Source organism: Lysobacter sp. N42 (assembly GCF_004344885.1).
On the sequence record NZ_SKFB01000004.1, the window covers coordinates 326,989 to 349,552 of the forward strand.

23 protein-coding genes and 1 tRNA gene are annotated in these 22,564 nt (G+C 45.9%); 16 read left to right on the top strand and 8 right to left on the bottom strand.

Annotated features, from left to right (window positions below; all coding sequences use genetic code 11):
- Positions 1–112 precede the first annotated feature (112 nt).
- From EYQ95_RS10755 to EYQ95_RS10785, 7 genes are all read left to right on the top strand, one after another.
- Positions 113–751 (top strand): aminodeoxychorismate/anthranilate synthase component II, encoded by a 639-nt coding sequence (locus EYQ95_RS10755; RefSeq protein WP_111915736.1) that lies wholly within the window; start codon positions 113–115, stop codon positions 749–751.
- A gap of 46 nt (positions 752–797) precedes the next feature.
- Complete coding sequence (locus tag EYQ95_RS10760; RefSeq protein WP_111915735.1) at positions 798–1,982, top strand: HDOD domain-containing protein; 1,185 nt, start codon at positions 798–800, stop codon at positions 1,980–1,982.
- A gap of 161 nt (positions 1,983–2,143) precedes the next feature.
- The gene (locus EYQ95_RS10765; protein WP_207916361.1) at positions 2,144–3,367 is read left to right on the top strand and encodes an aspartate aminotransferase family protein; all 1,224 of its coding nucleotides are present in this window, start codon (positions 2,144–2,146) and stop codon (positions 3,365–3,367) included.
- Positions 3,368–3,371: 4 nt separating this feature from the next.
- On the top strand, positions 3,372–4,391 hold the full coding sequence (gene astA / locus EYQ95_RS10770) for an arginine N-succinyltransferase (protein WP_111915734.1): 1,020 nt from the start codon (positions 3,372–3,374) through the stop codon (positions 4,389–4,391).
- A 13-nt stretch (positions 4,392–4,404) separates the two neighbouring features.
- Positions 4,405–5,889, top strand: a complete 1,485-nt coding sequence (gene astD, locus EYQ95_RS10775; RefSeq protein ID WP_207916363.1) for a succinylglutamate-semialdehyde dehydrogenase — start codon at positions 4,405–4,407, stop codon at positions 5,887–5,889.
- Positions 5,890–5,916: 27 nt separating this feature from the next.
- Positions 5,917–6,261 (top strand): DUF3802 family protein, encoded by a 345-nt coding sequence (locus EYQ95_RS10780; protein ID WP_132327487.1) that lies wholly within the window; start codon positions 5,917–5,919, stop codon positions 6,259–6,261.
- 9 nt (positions 6,262–6,270) lie between these two features.
- Positions 6,271–6,675: an OsmC family protein gene (locus EYQ95_RS10785; RefSeq protein ID WP_132327488.1), complete on the top strand. Its 405-nt coding sequence runs from the start codon at positions 6,271–6,273 to the stop codon at positions 6,673–6,675.
- Here the strand turns inward: EYQ95_RS10785 and EYQ95_RS10790 are convergent.
- The 3 genes from EYQ95_RS10790 to EYQ95_RS10800 are packed head-to-tail and all read right to left on the bottom strand — an operon-like array spanning position 6,662 to position 8,813.
- Complete coding sequence (locus EYQ95_RS10790) at positions 6,662–7,543, bottom strand: phosphoribulokinase (RefSeq protein WP_111915733.1); 882 nt, start codon at positions 7,541–7,543, stop codon at positions 6,662–6,664. The genes EYQ95_RS10785 and EYQ95_RS10790 overlap by 14 nt on opposite strands.
- A gap of 30 nt (positions 7,544–7,573) precedes the next feature.
- Positions 7,574–7,810 carry a SlyX family protein gene (locus EYQ95_RS10795; protein ID WP_111915732.1) on the bottom strand — a complete coding sequence of 79 codons (237 nt, stop codon included), beginning with the start codon at positions 7,808–7,810 and terminating at the stop codon, positions 7,574–7,576.
- Between the two features lies 1 nt (position 7,811).
- Entirely contained in the window at positions 7,812–8,813 is a 1,002-nt protein-coding gene (locus tag EYQ95_RS10800) for a WD40 repeat domain-containing protein (RefSeq protein ID WP_111915731.1), read from the bottom strand.
- A gap of 113 nt (positions 8,814–8,926) precedes the next feature.
- On the opposite strand from EYQ95_RS10800, the gene fkpA reads away from it, so the two are divergent.
- Positions 8,927–9,685, top strand: coding sequence for an FKBP-type peptidyl-prolyl cis-trans isomerase (gene fkpA / locus EYQ95_RS10805; protein ID WP_111915730.1), 759 nt, complete (start codon positions 8,927–8,929; stop codon positions 9,683–9,685).
- A 69-nt stretch (positions 9,686–9,754) separates the two neighbouring features.
- Here fkpA and rsd read toward each other — a convergent pair whose 3' ends face one another.
- A complete protein-coding gene (gene rsd / locus EYQ95_RS10810; RefSeq protein WP_111915729.1) occupies positions 9,755–10,240 on the bottom strand; it encodes a sigma D regulator in 486 nt (161 codons plus the stop codon).
- Positions 10,241–10,335: 95 nt separating this feature from the next.
- Here rsd and nudC point away from each other — a divergent pair, with 95 nt between their 5' ends.
- The 4 genes from nudC (at position 10,336) to EYQ95_RS10830 (ending at position 16,598) form a co-directional block, all read left to right on the top strand.
- Positions 10,336–11,157, top strand: coding sequence for an NAD(+) diphosphatase (gene nudC / locus EYQ95_RS10815; RefSeq protein WP_111915728.1), 822 nt, complete (start codon positions 10,336–10,338; stop codon positions 11,155–11,157).
- Positions 11,158–11,215: 58 nt separating this feature from the next.
- Entirely contained in the window at positions 11,216–12,286 is a 1,071-nt protein-coding gene (gene hemE, locus EYQ95_RS10820) for a uroporphyrinogen decarboxylase (RefSeq protein WP_111915727.1), read from the top strand.
- A 106-nt stretch (positions 12,287–12,392) separates the two neighbouring features.
- Entirely contained in the window at positions 12,393–13,448 is a 1,056-nt protein-coding gene (locus EYQ95_RS10825; protein ID WP_111915726.1) for an efflux RND transporter periplasmic adaptor subunit, read from the top strand.
- 3 nt (positions 13,449–13,451) lie between these two features.
- Complete coding sequence (locus EYQ95_RS10830; RefSeq protein WP_111915725.1) at positions 13,452–16,598, top strand: efflux RND transporter permease subunit; 3,147 nt, start codon at positions 13,452–13,454, stop codon at positions 16,596–16,598.
- A 6-nt stretch (positions 16,599–16,604) separates the two neighbouring features.
- On the opposite strand, the gene EYQ95_RS10835 is transcribed toward EYQ95_RS10830, so the two are convergent.
- The 3 genes from EYQ95_RS10835 to rsgA are packed head-to-tail and all read right to left on the bottom strand — an operon-like array spanning position 16,605 to position 19,343.
- Positions 16,605–17,339 carry a glycerophosphodiester phosphodiesterase gene (locus tag EYQ95_RS10835; protein ID WP_111915724.1) on the bottom strand — a complete coding sequence of 245 codons (735 nt, stop codon included), beginning with the start codon at positions 17,337–17,339 and terminating at the stop codon, positions 16,605–16,607.
- A complete protein-coding gene (gene asd, locus EYQ95_RS10840) occupies positions 17,340–18,215 on the bottom strand; it encodes an archaetidylserine decarboxylase (RefSeq protein WP_111915723.1) in 876 nt (291 codons plus the stop codon).
- 9 nt (positions 18,216–18,224) lie between these two features.
- Entirely contained in the window at positions 18,225–19,343 is a 1,119-nt protein-coding gene (rsgA, locus tag EYQ95_RS10845; RefSeq protein ID WP_243699897.1) for a small ribosomal subunit biogenesis GTPase RsgA, read from the bottom strand.
- Here rsgA and orn point away from each other — a divergent pair.
- From orn to maoP, 4 genes are all read left to right on the top strand, one after another.
- A complete protein-coding gene (orn, locus tag EYQ95_RS10850) occupies positions 19,342–19,890 on the top strand; it encodes an oligoribonuclease (RefSeq protein ID WP_111915722.1) in 549 nt (182 codons plus the stop codon). The genes rsgA and orn overlap by 2 nt on opposite strands.
- A gap of 80 nt (positions 19,891–19,970) precedes the next feature.
- Positions 19,971–20,046: transfer RNA gene (locus tag EYQ95_RS10855), tRNA-Gly, on the top strand.
- A 133-nt stretch (positions 20,047–20,179) separates the two neighbouring features.
- Positions 20,180–20,761, top strand: coding sequence for a glutathione peroxidase (locus EYQ95_RS10860; protein WP_111915721.1), 582 nt, complete (start codon positions 20,180–20,182; stop codon positions 20,759–20,761).
- A gap of 104 nt (positions 20,762–20,865) precedes the next feature.
- The gene (maoP, locus tag EYQ95_RS10865) at positions 20,866–21,237 is read left to right on the top strand and encodes a DUF413 domain-containing protein (RefSeq protein ID WP_111915720.1); all 372 of its coding nucleotides are present in this window, start codon (positions 20,866–20,868) and stop codon (positions 21,235–21,237) included.
- A 30-nt stretch (positions 21,238–21,267) separates the two neighbouring features.
- On the opposite strand, the gene purD is transcribed toward maoP, so the two are convergent.
- Positions 21,268–22,560 carry a phosphoribosylamine--glycine ligase gene (purD, locus tag EYQ95_RS10870; protein WP_111915719.1) on the bottom strand — a complete coding sequence of 431 codons (1,293 nt, stop codon included), beginning with the start codon at positions 22,558–22,560 and terminating at the stop codon, positions 21,268–21,270.
- Positions 22,561–22,564: the final 4 nt, after the last annotated feature.

Genomic DNA, 22,564 nt, shown 5'->3' on the forward strand with positions numbered 1-22,564 from the left:
TCAAACAGCACTGAAGACCCTTAAACAAAGCCCGAAGTAATTCGGGCTTTTTGCTTTTGTTAACTAATGTTATAGTTTCCCCCACAAAATAATAAAATTAGAGTTACAAGGCGTGATATTAATCATCGATAATTACGACTCTTTTACTCACAACCTTGCACGTTACTTTGCTGAATTGGGTCAAGCCGTGAAGGTCGTGAGAAACGACGCAATTTCCATTCAAGAGTTACAAAAGTTATCGATAGACGCGTTAGTTATTTCGCCCGGTCCATGTACGCCCGACGAATCAGGAGTTTCACTTCAAGCCATCGAGTACTTTGCCGATAAAGTACCCATATTAGGTGTTTGCCTTGGCCATCAAGCGATAGGCCAGGTATTTGGAGGCAAAGTGACACGAGCCGAGCGGGTAATGCATGGTAAGCGCTCTACTGTTGAGCACAATGGAAGTGGGTTATTTGCAGGTGTTAAGAACCCGCTTGAAGTGGTGCGTTATCACTCATTAGTGATAGACACGAAAAGTTTGCCGACGGTACTCACGCCAACAGCATGGGTAACAGAGGGAAATGGGCAAGAGCAACGCCAAGTCATTATGGCTGTTGAGCATAAAGACTTGCCGATTTGGGGAGTACAGTTTCATCCAGAGTCTGTGCTTAGCCACGGCGGGCATTCGTTATTAGAGAATTTTTGTAAGCTTGCGAATCTGCCGATTACGCAACTGCCGCGAGAAGTGTTACCTGAATTAGTGGGTTAATATTCGTGGGCAATACTGTATTTATAAGTGCTGAAGGTAAGACTAGGTGAACTATCAAAAGTTTAAAGTAGTTTCGGAATCCCCTAAAGAAGGGCAACCCGCTCTAATTGAGAGGTTGTTCACTAGTTTTTTGATCAGCTTAAGTTTTTCGAAAAAATTAGATTCAACGTATACGGTTCTGAAAGAAGAAGAGCTAATTCGTCAGCGTGAGTTGCTGGAAGTAGAACAGCGCCGTCAAGAAGAGCGTGACCGTATAGAGGCTTCTCGTAGGTACCAGCGTGAACAAATGTCCGCTGAACTTCATGAGCGAGTTTTTGAACACCTTCAAGAGACCTTAGATAACCCAGAATACATTCTTTCTCGTGTACTTTATGTAAAAGACAATTCGGTGCAATTATTAGACGCTTTAAATGCTAAAGCGGCGTCTTTGCGGAAATTGGAAAATTACACCGTTGACCTCGATTGGTTACAAGACGGTTTGCTCCGTGTTGTGAATATGCCCCCTTTTGCCGACCCGAAAGACCCCAAGCGTGTGAAAGTGACGAGTATGCGTAATGCTATGAGCTTTGTTGGGTCTGAAGATTTAAGAATACTTATTCCCGCGTTTATTATGCAGCATTGGATTCCAAAGAACATGGAACCCTTCAACTTGTTGCGTAGAAAGCTATGGGAACACTCTCTTGGTACGGCTATTACAGCGCAAGTATTGGCCGAGCTAGACGGCACCGTAGACCCTGTTCATGCTTATGCGTTAGGTATGTTCCATGACATCGGTAAAGCTATATTAGCCCGCTTATATGGTATGTGTTTCGACGATGTGCAACGGGATATGCTTAGAGAGTTGCGGGAAGAAGTACGTTCAGAGCGTTATAACGCTCTGATTGAGTTAGAACCATCAGAGCTTTTCCTTCGCAATATTATGCTGCAGTTTGAAGCCAAGGCTAGTGCTCAGTTCATGGCTGCGCTCGATTTAAAATACCTACCGCTAACTAATCCGTTGGAAAGCTTTGCTGCGTCTTCAGGAGTGAAAGAACTCACTGGATTAGCACGGATTCTATATCAGGCTAATGCGTATTCTGAGTTCAGAATGATGCATGCCGCTAATTTAGTCTCTGCTGAAGACGGCCGCGTTATGTGTAAAGACGCGCAATTAGGTCGGCATGAGCTGGAAGTATTGAGAACCGTGAACTTACGACGTTTGCGCCTAAGCCGTGGTACTGCTGCAGAATAACCCGGAGCCGCATAATTATGCGGCTTTTATGCAAATCTAGATTTTCTTTTATTCCCTTTTATATCAATGGCTTGGCAGCGAGATTTTTATGCTCGAATCTGCCATAATACGTCTTTAATTTTGACCCATGTCGAACTGAATTTTAGCGCAGGAGTATTCTTATGTCGCAACCAATGCAAGTAGGTCGTGCCCTTTTTAACGACGTTATGGTACCTAACTATAACCCTTCTTCAATTATTCCGGTGAAAGGAAAAGGTTCTCGTGTTTGGGACCAAGAAGGTAAAGAGTATGTCGACTTTGCGGGCGGCATCGCAGTGAGTTGTTTAGGGCATTGTCACCCTAATATGGTTGAAGCGCTTCAGGAGCAGTCGCAAAAACTGTGGCACTTAAGTAACGTGATGACTAACGAACCTGCGCTTCGATTAGCTAAGAAGTTAACTCAAGCAACTTTTGCTGAGCGTGTTTATTTCGCAAACTCAGGCGCTGAAGCTAATGAAGCAGCTTTGAAACTTGCGCGTCGCTGGGCGATGGATAAGTTCGACGAAGGGAAAGACCAAATTATTGCTTTCCATAAGGGCTTCCACGGTCGCACCTTCTTCACCGTTACCGTTGGTGGTCAAGCCGCATACTCAGACGGCTTTGGACCAAAACCGGGTGGCGTACAACACGTTACTTTTAACGATCTGTCATCGTTGAAGGAAGTTATGTCAGATCGCACTTGTGCAGTAATGGTTGAGCCAATGCAGGGTGAGGGCGGCGTAGTTCCAGGTGACAAAGAGTTCTTAGCGGGTGTGCGTGAACTTTGTGATGAGCACAATGCGCTACTTATTTTTGACGAAGTTCAGACTGGTTTTGGGCGTACAGGAACATTGTATGCATACGAGCAAACAGGTGTAGTGCCAGATATTCTGACGTCTGCAAAAGCGTTAGGCGGCGGCTTCCCAATTGGTGCCATGTTGACGCGAGCAGACATTGCTGAGCATCTTAAAGTGGGTACGCACGGTTCTACATACGGTGGTAACCCATTAGGTTGCGCGGTAGCTGAAGCAGTAATGGACGTTGTAAACACCGAAGAAGTTCTTTCAGGTGTGAAAGCGCGTGAAGCTATGTTTAGAAAAGAGCTTTCGCGTATCAACGAGAAGCACAACGTTTTTGCTGAAGTTCGCGGCCAAGGTTTACTTCTTGGTGCTGCACTAAACGACCAGTTTAAAGGCAAGGCAAGAGACTTTTTAGTCGCGAGCGGTGAAGAAGGACTCATGGTACTTGTTGCGGGTATGGACGTGGTACGTTTTACACCTTCACTAGTGATTACCGAGCAAGACATTCAAGAGGGAATGGCTCGCTTTGAGCGCGCGGTTGAGCGCGTAGTTGCTGCCCAAAAGTAAATCTATGATTGTCATTAGACCTATACGCGCCTCTGACTACGAGGCGCTTTATCAATGTGCTGTAGAGTCTGGCTACGGATTTACTTCGTTACCTGTTGACGAGTCGCTGTTGCGAAAAAGAATTGCTGGCGCCGAAGATGCGTTCCACAAGCAAGTTGTGGACCGTCCAGGAGAGGAAGGCTACCTTTTTGTCATGGAAGACACAGAGTCACAGCAAATTATGGGCGTAAGTGGTATAGAAGCTGCGGTAGGTTTGAGTGACGCTTTTTGGCATTACCGAATAGGTAAAGAGACACATCACTCAAGTCGTCATGGCGTTCATAAAACGCTTGAAACTCTTACATTAAATAACGATTACACGGGTGTAAGTGAACTATGCACGTTGTTTTTACGCGAACCGTTTCGCGTGAATCGCAATGGGCGAGCTTTGTCGAAATTTAGATTGTTATTTATGGCAGAGTTTAAGTCACGATTCTCTAGCCACGTCATAGCAGAAATGCGAGGCGTGTCTGACGAAGATGGTAACTCGCCATTTTGGAATTGGCTGCAAAAACACTTCTTCGGTATGGACTTTTCTTATGCCGATTACCTCACGGGTATTGGTGACAAAGCATTTATATTTGAGTTGATGCCGCGCCACCCTGTTTATATTAGCTTATTGGATAAAGCGGCTCAGGAAGTTGTGGGCGAGGTGCACGAAAACACCTTACCTGCTTTAAAGCTTCTGAAGTCAGAAGGTTTTAGGTTTAAAGGCTATGTAGATATTTTTGACGCTGGTCCTACTGTTGAAGCCGAAGTTAGCCAACTACGAACGGTTAAGAACAGCGTTGTAGCTCGAGTGGAAATTGGTCAGTTCGCAGACGATGAGTCTGAAACCGTGCTGATGTGTAATCGTGAGCTAGAATCTTTTAGAGCATTGCAAACTAGAGCGGTAACCTCTGAAGGAACTGTACTAATTGACCAAGCTACTGCAGATGCATTGAATGTTTCAGTCGGAGATACCGTGCGGCTGGCACCTTTTTAAGGAGTTGTAAATTATGAGTCAGACAAATATACAAAGTTCTGGTCTATGGATTAATGGTGAGTGGGTAGAAGGGCAAGGCGACTCTTTTCAGTCGATTGATCCCGCCAGAAATGAGCCGGTTTGGGAAGGTAAAACCGCGGTTCCTGAACAAGTAGACATGGCCATGAAAGCAGCCCGAGAAGCTTTTATTTCGTGGTCGCAAACTTCACTAGAGCATCGTTTAAGTATTGCTCGTGCGTTTGCAGAACAACTGAAGGAAAATAAAGAATCATTAGCTAAAGTTATCGCTGAAGAGACTGGAAAACCTCAATGGGAAACGCTGACCGAAGTTGCGGCTATGGTGGGCAAAATTGAGATTTCTGCACGTGCATACGACGAGCGCACCGGAGTTGTTGAAAATGAAATGCCTGGAGCGAAGGCTTTTATTCGTCATAAACCTCACGGTGTAGTCGCAGTTTTCGGACCTTATAACTTCCCAGGGCACTTACCTAATGGCCACATCGTTCCGGCATTGTTAGCAGGAAACACGGTTGTATTTAAACCTAGTGAGTTAACGCCGAAGGTAGCGGAAGAAACCATTAAGTTGTGGCACAAAGCAGGACTGCCTAAAGGCGTGATTAACCTAGTTCAAGGTTTAGTGGAAACAGGTAAAGCTATTGTTTCTCATCCAGAAATGGACGGTCTATTTTTTACCGGTTCTTCGAACACTGGTAAGTTGCTTCACGAACAGCTTGGTGGACGCCCAGATAAAATTCTTGCTTTGGAGATGGGGGGTAACAACCCACTTATCGTGCAAGAAGTTGATGATGTTGACGCTACAGTTCATGCGATAGTGCAGTCTGCTTTTGTAACTAGCGGACAGCGTTGTACCTGCGCACGTCGTTTGTATATTCCACAAACTTCTCAGGGCGATGAAATCTTGCAAAGATTAGTGGAAGTCACTAAAAATATTCAAGTGGGTGACTACGCCGCTGACCCACAACCATTTATGGGCGCGATGATTTCTGCAAAAGCTGCGGCTGGAATGGTTGCGGCACAACAGGAATTAGTGGGTCTTGGTGCGAAAGAGTTACTCAAGTTAGAGCAACTTTCTGCCGACAAAGGATTTGTAACGCCGGGAATTCTAGACGTATCTGCAGTAACTGATATGCCAGACGAAGAGCATTTCGGACCATTGTTGAAAGTGGTTCGTTATAGCGACATTGACCAAGCAATTGCGTCTGCAAACAACACACGCTTTGGCTTGTCTGCTGGTTTGTTGGCGACTAATCGAGAAGACTGGGATTATTTTTACCCAAGAATTCGTGCGGGTATTGTGAACTGGAATAAACCGATTACGGGTGCAAGCAGTGCAGCTCCGTTTGGCGGTATTGGTGACAGCGGAAACCATCGTCCAAGTGCTTATTATGCTGCTGACTATTGTGCTTATCCTGTTGCATCGGTAGAGTCTGATAAATTGGATTTACCAGAAAACTTAAGTCCTGGGTTAAAGTTTTAACGCTTAACTTGAAGAAATGAGGCGTCAATGATTGTAGAAACCGATGGTTATATCGAACTCGTTCAGTACTTGAGCGAGCATCTGCATGTCTTTGCTAAGCCTCCTGAGAGTGACTCAGTAGCTCCCGTATCTGTGCGGGAGCTTTTTGAAACTCAACTGTCCAATCAAATTATGCGTGTGTGCCAGCAGCATGACCTAGACGCTACAACGCGTTTAGATATTGTTCGTGAGGCAGACGCTATTCTTTACGACCTTGAAGAGGTTCTGGCCTCGGTGCTCGATAGGCATCCTAACAAGGAACAACAACAGTTTATTCATGAATTCGTGGGCTTGGTAAAAAACCTAATAGACACCGAGTTGATGAAGCTTTAAGGAAGTTCAGTGAAAGCAAAAGTAGCATGGCTCTCTGATTTACGTTTTGTAGGAACTAGCGGTAGTGGCCATTCAGTAGTTATGGATGGGGACGGTGGACAAACCGCACCAAGCCCTATGGAAATGGTCTTAATGTCTGCGGCAAGTTGTTCTTCTGTTGACGTTGTTTCTATCTTGAAAAAGGCACGCCAAAACGTAGTAAGCTGTGAGGTAGAGCTAGATTCTGAAAGAGCCTCTACAACGCCGGCAGTGTTCACAAAAATCCATATGCATTTTGTTGTGTCGGGTCACGATGTTGCTGACTCTCACGTTGAGCGAGCCGTCAAACTCTCAGCAGACAAGTATTGCTCTGTGTCTATTATGCTGGGTCACAGCGTAGAGGTGACACACAGCTTTGAAGTTAAGCCGGCTTAAGCGCTTTTTTTCGTCTCTCTAATAGCTGTTCGATGAGCGGTGTGAGTATAAGCTCCATCGCTAGTCCCATCTTTCCTCCCGGAACAACTAGCGTATTCATTCTAGACATAAACGAACCGTCGATCATTTGAAGATAATATGGGAAGTCGACACCTTGCACACCGCGGAAACGAATCACCACGAAGCTTTCGTCCATAGTAGGAATGTCTTTCGCGCTGAAAGGGTTCGATGTGTCTACCGTAGGAACGCGCTGGAAGTTGATATGAGTGCGGCTAAACTGCGGTACAATATGGTGAATATAGTCTTCCATACTGCGCACAATACTTTGAGTTACCGCTTCTCGGGAGTGCCCGCGCTCAGACGTGTCTCGTAAGAGCTTTTGAATCCATTCTAAGTTAACAATAGGCACCATGCCGATGAGTAAATCAACGTGTTGACTCACGTCATAGCTTTCACCTTGAACGCCGCCATGCAAACCTTCATAAAATAATACATCTGTGTCAGAGGGCAAAGGCTCCCACGGCGTGAATGTTCCGGGCATCAGGTTGTAGGGCACGGCTTCATCAAAGCTGTGCAAATACCGGCGGTGTTCCCCGTTACCATTTTCACTATAGGTTTGAAAAAGGTTCTCTAACGCATGGAAGTCGTTGGCTTCAGGGCCAAAGTAGCTTATGTGTTTGCCCTGCTCTTGCGCTTTGCGAATGGCGACATCCATTTCGGGCCTTGAGTAGCGGTGGAAGCTGTCGCCTTCGATAAACGCAGCTTGCGCATGCAGGTGTCGAAAAATGTGACGAACGGCTTGCCCTGTAGTGGTTGTGCCTGAGCCTGAAGAGCCAGTAACAGCTATGATTGGATGTTTTTCTGACATATTCTGCGGCCCTTTAATTGAATACTGTAATTAATAGTGAGGTGGTCGCTCGTTGTTGGCATCAAACGGTTCTATACCCGAGCGCTCTACGATAGGTGCAACCTTGGTGGCAACCAGCTCTAAATGTCTTCGTAATAGGTCGATTTCTTTCGCTTGTTTTTCGACCTGTTTATTTAAAGCTTCAATCGTATCTTCTTGAAAAGCCAACTGACTCTCCAAACCGTCAATACGCTGCTCTAAATGATTCTGCTCTTTTGTTTGTGCCATATTAAGGAGTCTCTTGCAATTCGAAGTGCCAAACTTCACCAAAGCCTGCACTGGTTTCTACTCGCGCTCGGTTTCGATCAATAAGATAAGCAGCGAGTACCGCAGCCCGTGGTGGTTGCTCGTCGGAGCCACCATCAACACGCCACATCGCTAGACGTTCACCACTTTCGACCGACCAAATCTCTACTTGTCTGGAGGCTGTTCCAGTAATCAATAAGCTGCCATCATAACTAAATCGAGCGGTACTAAATACTTTTTGCCGTACATTTGTTTGGAGCGTGCTAATAATTTCTCCGGACACTAAATGAATAATTCGAGTTTCAGTAGCTGTAGAAACTAATCCGAACCGACCTTCCATATCTAGCGCTATTCTTAAAACTCTTCCATCGGTTGGTATTTCGTGAATAACCTGTCCTGTGTTTGTAGACCACAATAATGCCTTGTGGTCGTTTCCTCCGGACAATACATACTGGCCGTTAGGGGAAATCGAAACTTGATTTACCCGATCGGTATGACCAAAAAACTCTAGGCGTCGACCTGTGTTGGGTTCGAAGAGAATAACGACATTGTCGTTGCGCCCAAAAACGATGTGCTCTCCTTGGTTAGAAATAGCGATATCGTGAATAATACTCTCGTCGTTACGCCAAGCTCCGATAACATTACCTGTTTGTGTATCCCAGAGCGCAAGCGTCATTCGACTAGCTGCAATAGCAATTTCACTATCTTGGGAAAAGGAAACAGCAATAATTTGGCTTATTCCTTCGTCTTCTTGCTGCCAGTTGTGAACTAGTTCGTCTTGCTCGTTGTCGAACATGCGCAGACCTTGTTCGGTACTGGCAATCAGACTGTACCGACCGTCATAAGAAATCGCTGCGGTTTGAACTCGGCCTTGTGTTCTCTGGGTTTGCGACAATAAATCAGCTTGCTCTGCGCAGCTTATGGTAAAAATGCAGCAAAGTAAGATAACAAGTGTCGATTTTGGGCTAAGAAGCATGAATCTCATTAGTTTTCGTAGTGAATTTATGTTTATTATAGTGGTCTGCTGAAAACATTAAATCAATTTAGGTTTAGAGGCATAAAATATCCCTAAACCGCTATGCAATATTGGAGTATTGAATGAGAACTATGGCAAAAGCTGTACTAGCATCTGCGGTTGCACTAGCAATTGTTGGTTGTGGAGCACCTTCAGAAGAAGAAACGTCTACCCAAGTAGCACTTGAGACAGATGCAGACCGTCAAGCTTATGCTTTAGGTACGGTAATTGGTCGCGAAATGAAGTCGAATATGTCTTATTTGACGGACGCAGGTATCGAGCTTAATACCGAAGTGATGATGATGGCAATTGAAGATGCCATGAACGACAACCAGCAACTTACCGACGAAGAAGTTGACGAACAAATTCAGGCGTTAGTGGAAATCAGCACGCAGCGTGCAGAAGAACAAGCCGCTCAGGAAAGTGAGTCGAATTTAGTTGCAGGGCAAGAATTTGCGGCTGAAAATGCGCAGCGCGAAGGCGTAACAGTTACTGAAAGTGGTCTTCAATACGAAGTAATTACTGAAGGTTCAGGCGCGCAGCCTGGTCCTGAAGACGTAGTGCGTGTGCACTATGCAGGTACACTTATTGACGGTACCGAGTTCGATAGCTCTTACAGCCGTGGTGAGCCATTGGAGTTCCCACTTAACCGTGTAATTCCAGGTTGGTCAGAAGGCGTTCAGTTGATGTCTGAAGGCGCGAAGTACCGTTTTGTTATTCCTTCAGATCTTGCTTATGGATCCGATGCTCGCCCAGGCAGCCCAATTCCTGCAAATTCAACGCTCGTATTTGAAGTTGAGTTATTAGAAGTTGTAGAGGCAGAGCCAGCTACAGAAGAATAAGAAGTTTAGTCATAAAAAACGCGCAAATTCTGTTTGCGCGTTTTTTTATGTTCTTTTGAGCGTCCTAAATTAGGAAGCGTTTTCTTCAATAAGATCTTTATGGCTAAGGAGTTGCAGTAACTTATCTTCAAGTTCCAAACGAGCTTCAACCGCTTCGCCTACAGCGCTCAAGTCCACGTCGAATTGCTTTAAGTTCTTGTCGTCGTCTGTGTCACCGTAAGCGTCATTAAACTTAAGAGCTGCTTCTGTAGTTATAGCGAGCAAAGGATAAACTTGTTCTGCTACCTGCTGTGTATGTGGGTCTTTGGCGTCAGCTTGCTCTAAAATATGGTCGTAAAGCTCAAAGTGACCAGCGGAAACGTAATCCACTAAAGTCTCACAGAAGTCGTGGATATCTTGAAGCGACGGTAGCTGCCCTTTATGCTCTGCATATGGTGGTAAGCCAGCTAGTTTACAATATTGGATAAGTAGAAGCTGGCGCTCTTCTAACCAACGGTCTATAGATTGGTCTTGACCACCCCAACGTTGTTTTGCTTCTTCGTTTCGACGTAACATGGCATCTCCTTGTTATTAAATGCCTAGTTACACTCTACTTTCGAGTTGCACTTCAGATCAACCTTTTCTCGGTGGTCGGATAAGAGAGATGAATTATGATACAACCCGATGTACTTCCTCAGCCGCAAACACCAGTCTTTTGGATTATGGTTGAGGGCAATCAAGTTATCGATACTCTCGATAGAGAAGGCCAATTTTCGCCTCCATTGCTTCCTGCAGAGCAGGTTCCTGAAGCGAATGAGAGGTACACAGCGAGAATCGGCGAATACGAAGGGATTGATGTTTTTCTTTTTGTCCGGGAAGAAAACACACCGATGCTCGAGACTTGGGCCCTTAAACCTCTGCGAGAATGTTTGCTCGCATCGACAGAAGGTTGGTTCAATCTTGCGGCGCGAGGCTGTCAAATCGCAGGCTTTTTAAAAACTCACAAATTCTGTGGGCAGTGCGGCCAAGAAGTTTCGCAGGACCGAGATGAACTTGCTGTTGTCTGCGGATACTGCGGTCTTACTTCTTACCCGCGAATTTCACCAGTTATCATTGTAGGTATATATCGTGGACGAGATATATTGCTTGCAAGAGGAGTAAGACATCCCGAAGGATTATTTTCAGTATTAGCGGGTTTTGTCGAAAGTGGAGAGACTTTAGAAGATACGTTGCATCGGGAAGTTTTTGAAGAGTCAGGTATTACAGTTAAAAATGTAGAGTATATTTCTAGCCAACCGTGGCCTTTTCCTCATTCGCTCATGACTGGATTTATTGCTGAGTATTCTGGAGGAGAATTAACTCTAGAACCGGAGGAACTGGAAGAAGGGGGATGGTTTGATATTGACGACCTCCCTATGACCCCTCCTGAGCGAACGATCGCAGGTCGCTTGATTCGAGAGATACAGTCAAGAATTCATGCCAGAAGTGACTGACACTTGCGTCGTTGCTTGCTAAAATTCGCCCAGATTAAACTTAGAAATTGAGAGTGAAATGAACGCACCTTTAAAAAACGATCGTTACTTGCGAGCACTTGCGCAACAACCTGTAGACAGAACTCCTATTTGGATGATGCGTCAAGCAGGTAGATACTTACCAGAGTATCGTGAACTCAGAAAGCAAGCGGGTGACTTTATGTCGCTTTGTAAAAATGCAGAGCTTGCTTGCGAAGTTACGCTGCAGCCGTTACGTCGTTTTCCGTTAGACGCGGCCATTTTATTCTCTGATATTCTTACTATTCCTGACGCGATGGGCTTAGGACTTTATTTTGAAACGGGCGAAGGCCCACGTTTCGAACGTCCAGTGCGTGACTTTGCGAGTGTCGCTGCATTAGGTATTCCAGATCCAGAAGATGATCTAGGCTATGTGATGAATGCGGTGAAAACTATTCGCAGAGAGCTCAAGGGTGAAGTTCCTCTCATAGGTTTTTCTGGCAGCCCGTGGACACTTGCGACATATATGGTTGAAGGTGGCAGTACTAAAAACTTTTCAGAAGTGAAAAAGCTAGCTTTTGAAGAACCTGAAGTGATGCACATGTTGCTGGATAAGCTCGCTAAGTCGGTAACAGCTTATTTGAATGCGCAAATAGCGAATGGTGCGCAGTCAGTGATGATATTCGATACCTGGGGTGGGGTTCTGTCACCAAGAGACTATCGCGAGTTCTCATTGCTGTATATGCAACAAATCGTAGACGGGTTAACTCGTGAAGCTGATGGTCGCAAAGTTCCTGTTACATTGTTTACTAAAAACGGCGGACAGTGGCTCGACCAAATGGCGGCTACGGGTTGCGATGCGTTAGGCGTAGACTGGACAACAGACTTGTCGACAGCGCGCGCAATGGTCGGTGATAAAGTCGCGCTTCAAGGTAATATGGACCCGAGTATTCTGTATGCGTCACCTGAACGTATACGCCAAGAAGTACAGATTATTTTAGATAGTTATGGCAGTGGTTCGGGTCATGTATTTAACCTTGGGCATGGTATTCACCCAGGGGTTAAACCTGAACACGCCGAGGCCTTTATTAAAGCTGTACACGAGTTTAGTCCCGCCTATCATAGCGAATGATTTGCGACAGGCTCGTCTGAATACGCGTTAAAGCGGCACCTTGCGTGCCGCATTTTACGTAGAATGTCTTAGCTGATTTTCATTGTAAGACGGAGCCCGAGTACGCATGGCCAAAAAAGCATTATTTACGCCTCTTTCCATATTTGCTGTTCTACTCATTGCAGTAATTGTTTGGTTGTACTTGGGTGGCAAAGACTCTGAAACCGGGCAACATGAGATGCCTAAGCCAAACGTGGTTGTGGACTCGCCACAAATGCTCGAATTTCGCGATGTCATTAATGGCTTGGGTACAGCTAAAGCTAGTGAGTCAGTCAACCTTATGGCTCGTGTTACCCAAACAGTTCGTGAAATTTACTTTCAAGACGGTCAAGAAGTAAATAAGGGTGACATGCTTATCGCCCTGAACGATCGTGAAGAGCGTGCCCGTGTGCAGGAGCTTGAGTTTCGTTTAACCGAACAAACCCGCCAGTTGAATAGATTGCGAGAGCTTGCGCGCGGGAATGCTGCGTCGCGCAGCATGCTGGACGAGCAAGAGGTTTTAGTTGAACAAACTTCTGCAGAGTTAGAAGTAGCCAGAAGCCGATTAGCGGAGATGACCATTTATGCTCCGTTTGCCGGACGTGTGGGTTTGCGTGAAGTAAGTATCGGTTCTTTAGTTCGCCCCGGCGATGTGATTACTACTTTAGATGCTCTAGACCCTATTTATGTCGACTTCAGCGTGCCTGAAGTGTATTTGCCGAGCTTATTGCCCGGCCAACGCGTAGGCGCGAAATCTGCCGCTTATGAACAACGCATATTTGAAGGTGAAATAGTTAGCTTGGCGTCTCGTGTAGACCCTGTAACCCGCTCGATTCAAGTGCGCGCGGCGATAGACAATGAAAGCCGTGAATTACGCCCGGGCATGCTTTTACAAGTTGAGCTAGAGCGAAATGTTGAGCAAGTGCTTATGGTACCGGAAAGTGCAGTTGTTCCCGTAAGAGCGAGTCATTACGTATACGCGTTAGATAGCGAGAACCGTGTTGTCATGACCGAGGTTGAAGTGGGCCGTAGGCAGCCAGGTTGGGTTGAAGTGTTAAGTGGTGTAACTACCGACGACATCATTGTAGTTGAGGGTACGGTACGCGTTCGTGACGGTTTACCAGTCAACCCAACGGAGCGCTAAGTTATGTTGTTATCTGATGTCTCCGTAAAGCGTCCCGTTTTTGCGACGGTTATTAATATTCTTTTGATTATATTTGGGGTGGTTGCTTTCACAAGCTTGCCATTGCGCGAATACCCAAATATCGATCCTCCAGTTGTTTCTATCTCGACCAATTACCCTGGTGCAAACGCAGAAATAATAGAAAGCCAGATTACCCAGATCATTGAAGAACGTATTAGTGGTATCGACGGCATTAAAACGATTAACTCTTCGAGCCGCGACGGTCGCTCGCGTATTAGTATTGAGTTTGATCAGCGCAGAGACATAGACTCCGCAGCGAATGATGTTCGCGAGCGCGTGCAACGCGTACTGAATAACCTTCCCGACCAAGTTGAACCGCCAGAAGTAACCAAAGCCAACTCCGACGAGGAGACGGTGATTTGGTACAACTTGCGAAGCGAGAACATGACTACCTTGCAGCTTACGGATTATGCGAACCGGTATATCGTGGATCGTTTAGCAGTTGCTGACGGTGTTGCGCGAGTTAATTTAGGTGGTGAGCGCCGTTACGCCATGAAAATATGGCTAGATAGAAATGCTATGGCTGCGCGGAACATTACCGTAACCGATATCGAGAGCCGTTTGCGTGCTGAAAACGTAGAGCTTCCTGCCGGTGACATCGAGTCGAGAGATCGTGAGTTTACAGTACGTGTGGCTAGAACCTATTTGTCACCGTTAGACTTTGCTAACTTGACCATTGTTTCTGGTGATGACGGTTATCTCGTTCGTCTTGCGGAAATTGCACGAGTTTCATTGGAAGCTGAAGACGACCGAACCGAGTTTAGAGGTAACGGTATCAATATGATTGGTATCGGTATTATTCGTCAGTCAAATGCGAACACGCTGGATGTAGTGGACAATGTTAACCGCGAAGTGGAACGTATGCGCGCTACGTTACCTGCGAGTATGGTTTTAGTGCCGAGTTACGACTCCAGTGTGTTTATTCGTGACTCGATTAGTGAGGTATATCAAACCCTATTCATCGCTATGGCGATGGTTATTTTGGTTATTTATCTGTTCCTCGGAAATGTACGTGTAACGCTAATCCCTGCGTTAACTGTTCCGGTTGCGCTGATGTCTTCATACATCGTGTTGGAGGCCTTGGGCTTCTCTATAAATTTGTTAACCCTTCTTGCCTTGGTTCTTGCAATTGGCTTGGTGGTCGACGACTCCATTGTAGTTTTAGAAAATATTTATCGTCGTGTAGAGCATGGCGATCCACCTTTGTTGGCGGCCTACCGAGGTGCTCGAGAAGTCGGTTTTGCCGTTGTGGCCACAACGTTAGTGTTGATTAGTGTGTTTGTGCCACTCATTTTCATGGAAGGGAATATAGGATTGCTCTTTACCGAGTTTGCTATAGCCCTTGCTGCCGCAGTTGCATTTTCGAGTGTTACAGCGCTTACGCTTTCTCCTATGCTGTGCTCGAAGATTCTTAAAAAGAAAGAACGTAACTCAAAATTTGGTGAAGCCTTAGACAAAGGTTTTAAACGAATTGAAGCCGCTTATGAGCGGTCAGTCAGAAAAACGATAACCATGCCAGTGATTGCTTTTGCGGTGGTTGTATTAGCGGCTGGCGCTTCTTATTTGTTATTAAACAAGTTAGGGCAAGAATTCGTTCCGCCGGAAGACCGTGGCAACTTCTTCGTGATTATGCGCGCGGCGGAAGGTGCGAGCTATGAATCGAATCTTCGCAATATGAACAAGATTGAAGAAATCCTGTTGCCGTATATCGACGAGAATAAGATTGACCGCTTAATTGTGCGTACGCCAGGTTGGGGTAATAGTGCAGGTATCGCCATTATTGGCACAGTGCCTTTTGATGAGCGCGATTGGAGCTCATTCGAACTTATCAATGAGATACGAGCAAAGTTGGAAGATATTCCAGACGTAGTGTCGTACGCGAACATGCGTAGTGGTATTCGTGGAGGCGGTGGTAGCCGCCCAGTAGAGTTCGTTTTGCAAGGTAATAGTTTTGAGAGCCTTTCTCGTTATCGTGACATCGTAATGGAACGTGCAAATGAAAATCCGGGCTTGGTTCAACTCGACAGTGACTACCGTGAAACAGTACCTCAGTTACTCATTCGTATAGACCAGCAAAGAGCTGCAGATTTGGGCGTTTCAGTGGGTGATATTGGCCGAACTTTAGAGAGTATGTTGGGTTCTCGTCGTGTCACGCGCTATCAAGACAATGGTGAAGAATATAATGTCATTCTTGAAGGTGAGCGAGAAGATTACCGTTCACCTACAGCTATCGACAATATCTATGTGCGTTCACAACGCACAGGTGAACTTATTCCAATGGCCAACCTAGTTAACGTGGAAGAAGGTGCTACCGCGTCACAATTGAACCGCTATAACCGTATGCGCTCTATAACTATTACTGCAAACTTGGCTGATGGCTATTCGCTCGGTGAGGCGCTAGCGTTTTTGGAGAACATTGTAGAAACCGAGTTACCAGACGACGTAACTTATGATTACAAAGGCCAGTCGATGTTGTATCAAGAAGGTGGGAACGCAATCATCTTTGTTTTTGCTTTAGCCCTCGCAATTACGTTCTTGGTGCTTGCTGCGCAGTTTGAAAGTTTTGTGCACCCATTCGTCATTATTCTTACGGTTCCGCTTGCCATATTTGGTGCGACTTTTGGTCTCTACGTCACTGACATGACCATCAATATCTATAGCCAAATTGGCATTGTAATGCTTATTGGTCTTGCGGCTAAAAACGGTATTTTGATCGTAGAGTTTGCCAACCAATTACGTGACGCAGGCATGAAATTTGAGGATGCGTTGGCAAGGGCTTCTCGTTTGCGACTTCGCCCTATTGTTATGACTGCATTTACCACGTTAATGAGTGCATTACCGCTAGTGTTAGCCAGCGGGCCGGGTGCCGAGTCCCGTATGGTTATCGGTGTAGTTATCTTCTCTGGTGTGGCTGTGTCTGCATTCTTAACGATATTCTTGGTGCCAGCTCTCTATATGGGGCTCGCGAAGAACACAACGTCTCCGAAAATGCTAGAGCGAGAGTTGAACGAACTCGAGGAAACATATCCGGACCGCCGGGCGGAGGATGAGGCTTTATTGGAAGTGGAAGATATAGAGAAATCTTCTTAGCGCATGTTAAGGCTGAAACCGCCCGAATACCTCATTCCCCGAGGTGGGGCGGTTCTCTAGTACATTACGTGCAAAAAGTGGGTGGTTGGTAAATATGCCATCTACCCCCAATTCTGCTAACCAATGCATATCGTGTGGCTCATCTACGGTGTAAACGAAAACCTTAAGTCCTCGTGCATGCGCATCTTTAACCAACTCGTCGCAAATAAAATTCACGTCTACATGGAAAGAATAAGCGCCTAAGTCCGCAGCGCATTTGGCGTAGTCGACGAGACAATTTGAAGTCAGCGCACCAATTTTGATCTGTGGTGCTTTTGCTTTAACGGAGTTCAACCAATGGTGGTTAAAAGACGATACAATCAGTTGAGCGGGGTCAATATTAAAGTTTTGAATAGCATGCTGAATATTGTCGACGAGTAACGAAGTGTCGACCGTGCCCTTAATCTCTATATTTACGCCACAATGATTGCCTATACATTGGAGAGTTTCAGCGAGTGTAGGAATCGGATGTTGACCAAAAATAGAGAGCTTATTGATTTGTTCTTTTGTGAGATCGACAAATCGCCCTGGTTGTGCGGTCAAGCGCTCTAAATATCGGTCGTGGAATACATAGATTTCCTGACCAACCTGAACAACGTCAAATTCAATAGCGTCGGCTTTGGCTTCTATCGCTTTGTTAAATGCTGCGATAGTGTTTTCAGGAGCAAGAGCACTTGCTCCTCGGTGGGCAATAACCAGCATTTAAGAAGCGTTTTCCCATTCGGCCATAACTTCACCCATACGTGTTGTTTTGCCAGGCTGCAGGTCGTCTAAAAAGTCTACTTGGTCGTCACCAAATAGCATAATTACGGTTGAACCCAATTTAAAACGACCCATTTCATCACCTTGCTCGAAGCGAATGGCGGTATTCCCTTGGGTTGGATAGCTCCACCTTTGCACTTTAGGTCCAGTCGGAGGTGTTACCGTACCCGCCCAAGTCGTCTCGATACTGCCAACGATAGTTGCTCCTACAAGGATCATTGCAAATGGTCCTTGCTCGCTTTCAAATACGGCTATAACACGTTCGTTGCGCGCAAATAAGTTCGGTACATGGCGAGCAGTTAAAGGATTAACAGAAAACAGGCTACCCGGCACATAAATCATTTCTTTAAGCGTCGCCGCACAGGGCATGTGAATACGGTGGTAATCTCTGGGTGCTAAGTAAATCGTGGCAAAGTCGCCTTTTTCAAAGTAGCTATTGAGTTCATGGTCTCCGCCCATAAGATCGTGAACAGAATATTTATGTCCTTTGGCTTGAATGAGCTTACCTTCCTCTATATCACCTGCTTGACTCACTGTTCCATCGACCGGGTGAATAAGTTGCCCCTGTTCTGCCTGAATGGGCCGAGCGCCTTCTTTCAGTGGGCGTGTGAAGAACTCGTTGAAGGTTTTATATTTTTTCGGATTAGGCTCAGCGGCCTCGCTCATATTCACGCTAAAATTCCGAATAAAGGCTTTAATCAGTATTCGGGTCAACCATCCTGCACGAGCACTGGCTAAACGACCCACAACGCGAGTTACTAAGTGTTTAGGAAGTATGTATTGAAGCGTAATTTTTGTTTTATCGATTGCAGACACTGAATGCCCTCACATATTACTAATTGATTCTACTATTCGATGGTAGTTTGCGAGTCTACCTTCGTCCAATTCTCCGTTTGCTACCGCCTCTCGTAGCGAGCAGCCTGGGTCGGTTCCGTGTTTACAATCACGGAATTTACATGTGCCCAAGTAGGGGTGAAAGTCGACAAACCCTTGGGCAATTTGGTCTATGGGCAAATGCCACAAGCCAAACTCTCGGATACCTGGAGAGTCGATAAGTGCTCCACCACCTTCAAGGTCATGCCAACGCGCCACAGTGGTGGTATGCTGGCCTAAACCTGAGTTCTCCGATATTGCTCCCACTTGTAGGTCCACCTCCGGTAAGAGGGCGTTCATCAAACTTGATTTACCCACACCGGACTGACCTACAAACACAGAAATATGATCTGAAAATGCTTGTCGAAGTTTCTCCATACCAGTCTTTTCTTTGGCACTTACTACATAGACCGGGTAGCCAATGTTGCGATATACGGCGAGTCGGTTATCGATATGCTCTCGATCCTCGTCGGTAATCAGGTCGCTTTTATTAAAAACAATAACAGCTTGAATACCGGCCTCGTCACAAGCTACTAAGTAGCGATCAATAATTTGATCGGAGAAAGCAGGTTGAGGGGAAGACACTATAAAGATGCGGTCTACATTAGCCGCTACAGGTTTAAGACCATCGTAGATATCCGGTCTAAGTAATTCAGAATGGCGTTCCTCGACTGCTTCAATAACGCCCTGCATTCCTTGCTCGGACTCAGTAAAACGCCGCCAAACTACGTTGTCACCAGTGACCAGAGATTCTATATTACGACGTAAATTACAGCGCAATACATTGCCTTCATTGTCAATGACGTCGGCGTGCTGACCATAGCGGCTCATTACACGACCGGACTCTCGAGGCCCTAACGCGTCCGAGTTAATTTCGAGTTCGGCACTTTCTTTGTCGAGTCGTTTTGCTTGGTTCGCTTTAACTCGGCGCAGTTGCCCTTTTGTGAGTTTCTTTTTTTTACCCACGCTTTCTCCCACAAGGAATGATGCAAGCAATTTTACGCTGACTATCATACAATAGTTAGTCTTAAATTCAGATTTTACACGACCCAATAAAATAGGTAACAGCATGGCAGAGAATTCAGGCCGGTTAATTTGGATTGATTTGGAAATGACGGGGTTAAGTCCAGAGAACGACGTCATTATTGAAGTTGCAACTATTGTGACAGACGACCAACTCAATGAGATCGCAGTAGGACCGGTAATCGCCGTTCATCAACCCAACGAAGTACTAGATGCAATGGACGACTGGAATACGCGTACGCACACCGCTTCGGGGTTGGTTAAGCGCATCCAAGAAAGCAATATTGATACTGCAGCGGCCGAGCAACAAACCATCGCATTTTTGAAAGAACATCTTGCAGCAAACACTTCGCCGATGTGTGGCAACAGTATTTGCCAAGATCGCCGCTTTTTAGCGCGTTATATGCCTGAGTTAGAAAGCTACTTTCATTACCGAAACCTAGATGTAAGTACGGTTAAGGAATTGGCTAAACGTTGGAAGCCGGGAATTATTTCAGGGTTTAAAAAATCAAACGCTCACGAGGCACTTGCTGACATTCGCGAGTCGATTGAAGAATTAAAATACTATCGTGAGCATTTTTTCAACGAACAGTAAAAATGTGCGCGATAAGGCTTGCATTGCCCCCGAAATTGAGTAAAATGCGCAACGCACTCAAGGCAACACAGCCTTTAAATGCGAGTATAGCTCAGCTGGTAGAGCGCAACCTTGCCAAGGTTGAGGTCACGAGTTCGAACCTCGTTACTCGCTCCAAATTCAAAAAAACGCTACCTTCGGGTGGCGTTTTTTTATGTCTAAACTTTTTATTCCTTTCAGTCTGTCAGTTAATCCTTTCACTCTAGCTGTGCGTAACTATAATAAATGAATAAACGCAACGAGGAATAACATGAAAACATTAATAGGAATTGCGGCCACGACGCTTTTTTTGAGCGCCACGCCGTTTGAGGCTATGGCTCATAACCATGGCGGTGAGAGCAACCACGCCAATATGGAGTGCTCTGGACCCTTGCATGGTGAACAAAGACGGCTACGTTCTGAGGAGGTTTCAGACCTGTGTGAACTCACCTCTGGGAAAGTCACGTTAGTGGTGAATACTGCCAGTCAATGCGGTTACACAGGGCAATTCGAAGGATTAGAAGCACTTTATCAAGAGTATAAAGACCAAGGTTTCACTATTGTGGGGTTTCCGTCGAATAGCTTTCGTCAAGAACACTCAGACGAGGAAGAAGTGGCAGAGGTATGCTTCGCAAACTTCGGCGTAACATTCCCGATGATGGCAACGTCTGACGTTACTGGCCGTCGTGCTAACCCAGTGTTTGCAGAACTTACCCAGCAAGTTGGTCCTCCAGGTTGGAACTTCCACAAATATTTAGTGGGTAAAAACGGTGAAGTGATTACTTCATTTCCAAGTTCTGTAGAGCCTCAAGACGAGCGCGTAACCTCGCAAATTAGAAGTGCATTAAATTAACCAACAAAATTTTCTTGACAAGATTTAAGAACACCTCTATATCGTCATTTGTGTAACCCATGTTTGGGTTACACACTGTTTCATAGTCGGGATAGGTGGACATTATGGCGACTCAAACACGTGAACTTTTGTTAAGAAAACCATTTAATGATTTTCGAAATTATCCATACGGATTCGCAAGATCCGGCGACTTCTCGATACGTGAAAGTGACGCGTTGTTGCACTATGGGTGTTTAATTACAGCACTTCTTGCCGGTGACGTTATGCCGGAAACGCAGGAAGACCAAGCTTTGTTAGCGGTGGCTAAAGGTGAAAAGCCAGCGGAAACCGATGTTGAAAAGGCTTGGGCGAAGTACCAAGGTAGAATCAATCGTCCTAAAGTAGGCAGTATGTACGGTCGTTCTAAAGTTGTCGAAGATGACAGCGACTATGACAGCGCAGGCTCTACGGAAGACGACTTGGTTGTAGAAGATTAAAAAACCCGGCGCTTGCCGGGTTTTTATTGATTAAGACTGAGCTTCGCGTTTAATAGCGCGATGGGCTATGTCTGTTCTGAAATAAACATCGTCCCAGTCGATTCTATTCACAACTTCGTATGCCTTTGCTTGCGCAGCTGTAACTGAATCAGCTAGTGCAGTTGCACATAATACGCGGCCACCACTGGTCACAATGTTGCTATCCTTTTCTTGAGTACCCGCATGAAACACTTTCTCATGCTCGTCCGCACAGGCGTTGTCTAGACCTTTAATAACGTCGCCTTTACGGTAAGACTCTGGATAACCTCCAGCAGCAAGTACAACACCAACTGCTGCGCGTTTATCAAACTCGATAGGGGTGACACCAAGCTGGCCAGCTAAAGCGTCAAAGCACAAAGTAACCAAGTCAGAGTTGAGTCGCATCATGATTGGCTGAGTTTCAGGGTCGCCAAATCGGCAGTTGTACTCAAGAACCTTGGCACTGCCGTCGGGTGCAATCATCAATCCTGCATAGAGAAAACCTACGTAGGTATTACCTTCGCTTCGCATACCGTCGACGGTAGGCTGCATAATGTTTTCCATAACCCAGTCGCTTACTTCATCAGTAAGTACTGGTGCTGGCGAGTACGCCCCCATGCCACCAGTATTAGGTCCTTTGTCGCCATTGTCTCTAGCTTTGTGATCTTGGCTCGAGGCAAAAGGTAAAATTCTGTCGCCGTCGACCATGGCTATAAAGCTGGCTTCTTCACCTACGAGAAACTCTTCAACGACAACGCGGCTGCCTGCGTCTCCAAACTTGTTGCCGGCTAACATATCTTCAATAGCAGCGTCGGCCATTTCTAGCGAGTCAGCTATGATAACGCCTTTACCTGCCGCTAAGCCGTCGGCTTTTATAACGATAGGAAGACTGTTGGCTCGAACATATTGCTTTGCAGGTTCAATTTCAGTGAACGTTTCGTACGCTGCAGTAGGAATATTATGGCGCGCTAGGAAGTCCTTACAAAAAGCTTTTGAACCTTCTAACTGAGACGCTCCTTGAGTTGGACCGAATATCGCAAGACCGTTCGCTTGAAATGTATCTACAATTCCTGCAACTAACGGAGCTTCAGGACCCACAATGGTAAGTTCCACATGCTCGTCTTGGGCAAACTTGAGTAATCCTGCAATGTCTTCTGCCGCTATAGGTACATTGGTCATTCCGACTTCTGTTGCCGTACCGGCATTACCCGGAGCAACGAAAACGTTCTCAACACGAGGAGATTGCGCTGCTTTCCAAGCCAGCGCATGTTCACGGCCGCCGCCACCGACAATTAGTACTTTCATTCGT